Annotated in this window: 3 protein-coding genes; 2 read left to right on the forward strand and 1 reads right to left on the reverse strand. The window is 68.6% G+C overall.

What is annotated here, in order from left to right; translation table 11 throughout:
- Nucleotides 1-63: 63 nt before the first annotated feature.
- The gene (locus AB0L34_RS33290; RefSeq protein WP_363709591.1) at nt 64-1,500 is read right to left on the reverse strand and encodes an MFS transporter; all 1,437 of its coding nucleotides are present in this window, start codon (nt 1,498-1,500) and stop codon (nt 64-66) included.
- A 314-nt stretch (nt 1,501-1,814) separates the two neighbouring features.
- On the opposite strand from AB0L34_RS33290, the gene AB0L34_RS33295 reads away from it, so the two are divergent.
- Together AB0L34_RS33295 and AB0L34_RS33300 are read left to right on the forward strand one after the other, a co-directional pair.
- Nucleotides 1,815-2,756, forward strand: a complete 942-nt coding sequence (locus AB0L34_RS33295; protein WP_363709595.1) for an ATP-binding cassette domain-containing protein — start codon at nt 1,815-1,817, stop codon at nt 2,754-2,756.
- Nucleotides 2,753-3,502 (forward strand): ABC transporter permease, encoded by a 750-nt coding sequence (locus AB0L34_RS33300; protein WP_363709593.1) that lies wholly within the window; start codon nt 2,753-2,755, stop codon nt 3,500-3,502. The genes AB0L34_RS33295 and AB0L34_RS33300 overlap by 4 nt, the downstream gene beginning before the upstream one ends.
- The last annotated feature ends 146 nt before the right edge of the window (nt 3,503-3,648 follow it).

Below are 3,648 nucleotides of genomic sequence, written 5' to 3' on the forward strand. Positions count from 1 at the left end.
GGGCCTGAGCGCCCCGGCGGCCCGCCCCCCCCCCCGGCCCCCCCCCCCCGACGGGGCAAAGGGTCACCCGGCCTGTTCCTGCAGGTCCGCTGCGGGTGCGGGAGCGGAAGCGGGTGCGGGCGTGCCCCAGGCCACGACCGCACCGGTCATGAGCCCCACGGCGGCCAGCAAGGTGGCGACCAGGAACGGATCGAGGGAGTGCAGGGTCGGAGCGAACCCGATCCCTACGTACACTGCCACCCCGGTCGCACCGCCCAACTGGTCAGCCGCCCGCTGGACGCCCGAGGCGATCCCGGCGTCGTCCTCGGTGACGCCGCTGACCGCAAGGTACTGCAGCCCCACGATGCCGAACCCCATCCCAGCCGCGATCAGGAGCATGGCCGGGATCAACGCCACCCCACCTGCCCGCAGGGCAGAGACGAGCGCGATCGCGGCCATCGCGGCCACGGTGAACCCGATGCCGGCAAGCACGCACGCGCGTGCTCCCCAGCGGCCCAGCAGACGGGGTACGAGCATGGAGAACACGATCAGCGAGACCGCCAGAGGCAGCATCGTCAGGCCCGCGCCGAGCGGGCCGATGCCCAACCGGTCCTGCAGATAGAAGGTGAACAGCAGGAACGAGGTCGACAAAGCCCCGCTCAGCAGCATCGTGGCCAGGTTGGCCGCCACACGCGTACGGTTGGCGAAGAAGCGCAGCGGCAGCAGCGGGTTGGGCGAGCGTGCCTCGACCCGCACGAACCCGGCCCCGGCGGCCACCGCCCCGGCCAGCACCCCCGGAACCACCCATGCGGGCGTTCCGGGTTCACCGGCCTCGACCACGCCGTAGGTGAACAGCAGCGGGCAGGCGGTCAGCAGCAGCGCGCCGGGAAGGTCCAGCGGCGGTGCGTCCTTGGCCGTGGGTCGGTCACCCTCGACCAGGAAGAGGGCTGCCAGCAGCACGACCAGGATGAACGGGACCGAGACCAGGAAGACCCACCGCCATCCCAGATGAGCGGTGATGATTCCGGACAGGACGAATCCGAGCACGAGACCGCAGCTGGCCACCGCCGCCCACACGCTCAGGGCCCGCGACCGACGCGGGCCTTCGGGGAACATCAGGACGATGGTGGCCATCGCGGCAGGCAGCGCGATGGCCTCGCCGGCGCCCTGCAGCAGGCGCGCGGCCACCAGCAGGTCAAAGGCGGGGGCCAGGCCTGCCAGCAGCGACGCGGCGCCGAACAGGCCGGTGCCGAGCAGCAGAACGCGCCGCCGCCCGAGCAGGTCGCCCAGCCGGCCACCGAGCATCAACATCCCGCCACCGGTGACCGTGTACCCGACCACGACCCAGGTGAGAGCGTGCCCGTCGACATCGAAGTCGGCGCCGATCGAGGGTAGGGCGATGTTGACCACGGTCACGTCGACCGCGATGAAGAACTGCAGCATGGACACCGCGCACAGCACCAGCCATGCGCGTGCAGGGGACGGGCTCTGCCCGCGTGAAGAAAGGATGCCTGGGAACATCAGGTGCTCCGTCGCTCAGAGGAAGTTCTGAGCAGCACGAACGTGCCGCTCCGGTCTGGTCACGAAGCGGCTGGACGTCCAGGAGGAGTGTGTGAGTCGAACGTCCCGCCGCTAGCGGGACGTCCTGGTCACTGCGGCGCAAGCGGCCGCGCACGAAGCAGCAGACATGCCGTGAACGCTACCAGGGTGAGGCGGCGGTGCCTTCGGCGAAACGAGGCTGACGGCCATTCGATGTGACGAGGTAGAACCCCGTGTCAGTGGCCGTGTCAGCGTCGTGTCAGGTGGGTGACAGGCCGGGCGCCCATGGTGGTCGCATGACAGGTTCAGCGATTGCGGTCTCAGGACTGCGCAAGGCATACAAGGACAAGGTCGTGCTCGACGGCATCGATCTGGATGTCCGCGCGGGCACGATCTTCTCCCTACTCGGTCCCAACGGGGCGGGTAAGACGACGACGGTGAACGTGCTGACCACGTTGGTGAAAGCCGACGGTGGGACGGTACGCGTCGCCGGACACGACGTCGTGACCGAGGCCAAGGCGGTGCGCGCGGCGATCGGGGTCACCGGCCAGTTCGCGGCGGTGGACGATCTGCTGACCGGGCGGGAGAACCTGCAGCTGATGGTGGACCTGAGCCAGGTGCCCACCAGGGACGGGAAGCGGGTCGTGACGGAACTTCTGGAACGGTTCGACCTGGTCGAGTCGGCGCGGAAGCCGGTGTCGACCTACTCCGGGGGTATGCGCCGGAAGCTGGATCTGGCGATGACGCTCGTCGGCAACCCGCGGATCATCTTCCTCGACGAGCCGACGACCGGACTCGATCCGCGCAGCCGACGCACGATGTGGTCGATCATCCGTGACCTGGTGGCCGACGGTGTGACCATCTTCCTCACCACCCAGTACCTCGAGGAAGCCGATCAGCTCGCCGACCGGATCGCGGTACTCGATCAGGGCCGGCTGGTCGCTCAGGGCACACCCGACGACCTCAAGCGTCAGATCCCCGGGACCCACGTCCGGCTCCGGTTCACCACCGTCGCCGAACTCGACGCGGCTGCGCGGGTCCTCAGCGACTCCACCCGGGACGACGAGGCACTGGCCCTGCGGGTTCCCAGCGACGGCGGGACGACGTCGCTGCGGGCTCTGCTGGATCGGCTCGACGAGTACGCGATCAGTGCCGAGGGACTCTCCGTGCAGACACCGGACCTCGATGACGTTTTCCTCGCCCTGACGGGCCGTACCACGGAGGTGGCCGCGAAATGAGCACCAGGTCCCACTCGATGGTCATGTTGCGTCGCAACTTCAAGCACGTCGCCCGGAATCCGACCTCGGTGTTCAACGCGGTCCTGATGCCGATCGTGATCATGTTGATGTTCGTGTACATGTTCGGAGACGCCTTCAACGTCGGTGTCGACTACATCGACTACGCGACGCCGGGGCTGATGCTGTTGGCTGTCTGTTACGGGCTGGGTTCCACCGCGACGGCGGTGAACTCCGACATGACGAATGGCATCATCAACCGGTTCAAGGTCATGCACGTCTCCCGTGGTGCGGTGTTGACCGGTCACGTCATCGCCACTGTGCTGACCAACCTGGTCGCCGTTGCGGCCCTCATCGGGGTGGCCTTCCTGCTGGGGTTCAGCCCGTCGGCGAGTTTCTTCGACTGGCTCGGCGCGATCGGCATGATCGTGCTGCTCGGTTTCGCGGCCGGCTGGCTCACGGTGGCCCTGGGATTGTCGGCGAAGTCTCCGGAAACGGCGGGTCTCGCCTCCGTGCCGCTGGTCATGCTGCCGTTCTTCAGCAGCGCGATCGTGCCGGCGGACAAGATGGGGCCCGGGCTTCGGGAGTTCGCGGAGTATCAGCCCTTCACGCCGATCATCGAAACCCTGCGCGGGTTCCTCACCGGTGCACCGTCCTCCGGCGACGTGATCCCCGCCCTCGCCTGGTGCGTCGGCCTCGCTCTCGTCGGGTACCTGTGGGCGCGTTCCACGTTCACGAAGCGAGCGTGACCTCGACCAGCTGACTCCAGCTCGTCTCGGTGCCCTCCCGAGCCGCCTCGGCGAACCGCGCTTCGCCGAGGGGGCGCCGCACCGTCTGGTCGATCCGGGCCCCGTGCGGGTGGGAACGAGACGGCGGTCCACGCACACCAGCGCGC

It is taken from the genome of Micromonospora sp. NPDC052213, assembly GCF_040679695.1.
Taxonomy (GTDB): Bacteria; Actinomycetota; Actinomycetes; order Mycobacteriales; family Micromonosporaceae; genus Micromonospora.

Bases quoted from the DNA above. Each gene is read 5' to 3' on its own strand.
- AB0L34_RS33290 (WP_363709591.1), bottom strand. From the start codon at position 1,500: ATGTTCCCAGGCATCCTTTCTTCACGCGGGCAGAGCCCGTCCCCTGCA.
- AB0L34_RS33295 (WP_363709595.1), top strand. From the start codon at position 1,815: ATGACAGGTTCAGCGATTGCGGTCTCAGGACTGCGCAAGGCATACAAG.
- AB0L34_RS33300 (WP_363709593.1), top strand. From the start codon at position 2,753: ATGAGCACCAGGTCCCACTCGATGGTCATGTTGCGTCGCAACTTCAAG.